Source organism: Microbacterium sp. C448 (assembly GCF_000582705.2).
In the GTDB taxonomy this organism is placed as follows: domain Bacteria; phylum Actinomycetota; class Actinomycetes; order Actinomycetales; family Microbacteriaceae; genus Microbacterium; species Microbacterium lacus_A.
On record NZ_HG779791.1, the window covers coordinates 1 to 3,147 of the forward strand.

1 protein-coding gene is annotated in these 3,147 nt (G+C 64.0%); it reads right to left on the reverse strand.

Features of this window, described 5'->3' with window-relative positions; genetic code table 11:
- Positions 1-3,087: FN3 associated domain-containing protein (locus MIC448_RS14395; protein ID WP_199484462.1), on the reverse strand; the 3,087-nt coding region annotated here is incomplete at its 3' end.
- Positions 3,088-3,147 lie beyond the last annotated feature (60 nt).

Consider the following 3,147-nt stretch of genomic DNA (forward strand, 5'->3'; position numbering starts at 1 on the left):
CTCGTGCAGCAGTCCCTTGATGTTCTCCGACCAGCTGTCCGGGTCGCTCAGATCGGTGGTGTACGCGTACTTCAGCTGATTCGCGTACCAGCCCGACTGCCCGGACGTGAACAGGTAGTAAACCCCGTCGACCTGGGTGATCGCCGCTGCCTCCCGGCTCTGGCCGTTGAACAGCGGGTAGGAGTTCTCGTAGTCCGTCTCGGTGTAGGCCGCGGTGAGGGGGTAAATCCGCAGCTGCTCGTGCGCCTCCGCGGAGATGAGCCATCCCTTGTCCTCGGCGTCAACGTAGACCGTGAAGTCGCGGGACTGGTGCCCATTGGGCGTGTTCCCGGCGGCCCGATACGCGGCTTCGGCTGCTGCGAAGTCGGGGTAAGTGCCCGCTGTGACGGTCGCGTCGATGGCATGCTCCTGCTCAAGATCCCACACCACGCCTTCTCCGGGCCGCCCGTGGTAGGAGACCGCGTAGTCCCCGTCGATGGTCGAGGAGGTCGCGACGACCACCTCGGATGCCGAGTACGAGTCAGCGGTCTCCCAGTGGCCCCACAGCACGAACGTGTCGGTCGACTCGTTGTACAGCAGCTTCGGTCGCTCGACCTTGCAGGTTGCCGCGCCCTTGACGTTACAGTCCAGCCCCGCCGCCTCAGGCTTGAGGATCTGGGTGATGAACTCCCAGTTCAGCAGGTCCTGCGAACGGTAAAGATTGACACCGTTGAAGGACGCCGAGTTGTGCGACTTGTCCTCGCCGACCCAGTAGTAGTAGCCGTCGTGCTCGAGGAAGCCGCCACCGTGCGCCTGGATGCTGTTGCGGTCCGTGTCAAACCACGGAGCACCTACCGGCACGGACGTGTAATCGCCGTCCTGGACCACGATCGTGTAGTCCGCTGCGGTAATGGGGCTGGGCACTCCGTTCGTGATTGCGACGGCGCTCACTGTGGCCGAAGCGGAGAGAGTGAACGGTGCAGAATACTTCGTGCCGTTCACTCGCGAGGGAGTGCTGCCGTCGGTGGTGTAGTAGACGACTGTGCCGTTCGCGGCGCTGATCGAGATCTGCTGTGCGGTGCCGTAGATCGTGGCGGCGGTCGGCGATATCACCGGCGCAGTCACCGTGTCCGGGGTCAGGTCAAGCGTCTGCGCGCCCTTGGCGATTCCGAACCACGTCACGGTCGCGCCCTGCCAGCCCACGTTCGTGAACCGAAGGGTGACCGCGCCAGCCCCATCCGCGGGGACGGTGAAGGTGCCCGAAAGAGAGGTGGACCGGTTGTTCTTGTTGATCGCGCCGGCGGTACTCTCTGCGATGGCGATGCTGCGACCCTGAGAGTCGACGAGGGTCGCCCGCACTTGGCGGTCTGGGGCGTCCCACCACTCGTAGATTCCAAAGGCGGCCGTGTATGTGCCCGCGGGCAGGGTCAACGCGTAGTCGACGTTGTTCCCGGCGTTGTTCTTCCCATAGAGACCGTTGACCTCCTTGGCGCCGGCTTCAGTAACCACACCGTCCTGTCCGGAATAGCCCCAGGTAGTGGAGTTTGTCTTCGCCCGATCTGACGCGCTGTTGAGCAGGTCGGCGCCGCGCAGCCACTTCGCGCCCAGATAGGAATTCGATGAACCTGTAGCGGTGCCCGAGTCCACGTAGTAGATGGTCTGAGTCGCGAGCGTCTCGATGCTGCCGGTGGCGTAGCCCGGGAGTCCATCGACGGTGCCGTAGATCGTGTACGACTTGTACGGCTTAGTGAAGGTCATCCCGTCCAGCTCCCACGTGACCGGCGCGTCCACGACCCCGCCGGATGCGGTATTGACCTTGATCGTTGCGGGAAGGTCTGGCGTCTGACCGGGCACGACCGCGTACGCGGGGGTCTCGGCCACACTCACCGGGCTGTCCCCAGACAGGATGGAGTACGCAGCGGTCAGGACCTCACTGACCGTGCCGTCGCTGATCGCAACCGCCTTCAGGGTGTAGTCCCCGAGTTCGGTGAGCTGGATCGGTGCGGTGTACTCCGTGCTCGAGGCGGTGGGAGTAGACCCGTCCAGTGTGTAGTGAATCTCGGCGCCCTGGTCGCTGCTGGTCAGCTCGATGGTCTGCGCGGCGTAGTAGCGGCCCGCGGGGACACTGGGGACCGGGGTGGAGACGGGCGTGCCGAACACGGCGACCTCGTACAGTCCGTCACCCCAGCCGGTGACACTGCCGCCGTCTTTGATCTTGGTCACACCGGTGACGGTGAGTTTCACGTACCGGTAGGACGCTGTGCTGTTGACCTTGTCAATCAGGTATCCAGGACGGGTGTTGTTGGTCTGGTCGACGAGCTTTGTGAAGTCGGAGCCGTCCAGCGAACCGGAAATCGTGTACTTGTACGCCGCCTCGGACCCGTTGTACAGGAACGTGGTCGTATCGATCTCGGTGAGGCGGTGCGCCGTGCCGAGGTCGATGACCGCATCGTACGGGTACGCGTTGGCGGCGCCTTCATTGCCCGAGCGGAAGAACCCGGAGGCGGCAAGGTCTGCGCCGTCGGTGATGACGCCCTGGTTGTTGTTGGCGGATGCTCCATCAACGGAAACACTCACCGGCTTGTTCAGGGACACGAGGCGTCCGGACTGCACCGGGACGAGTCCCGTGCCTGGGTAGTACTCGACGGTGCTGTAATACTCCATCGACGCGAAGCCGGCGTTGAAGCTCACCGGCAGCAGGCGCGGGTAGTTGCCTGTGCTTTCCGCGGGCGTCCAGTTGGCACCCCACCGCCACCCGTACAGTGCATAGCTGTTCTCACCGAACTCGGAGACACCGGTGGATTGCGTGCCGTAGGTGGCGGCGTTTCCGAGCTCCCGCAGGTCGGTCCAGGGTCCGGCAAGGGACCCGGCGGACGCATAGTTCGCCTGGCTGGGCAGCCACCCGGATGCCTTGGAACTGAAGAAGTAGTAGGTGTCTCCGTTGCGGGTGATCTGAGGTGTTTCGCGGCCTTGCCCCTGGAAGGCGGTCGCGACCAGGGTGTCGGGTGCAGTCCAGGAGCTGTTGAGCTTGATAATCGCGATATCCGCGTTGGTGTTGGTTGCGGTGCTCACGTAGGCGGAGCCATCGGTGTCGGTGAACACCGACATATCGCGGGAATCTTTCCCCAGCGGGCGGCCACTGAAGCGCCCCGAGTTCTCTGCCGCTCC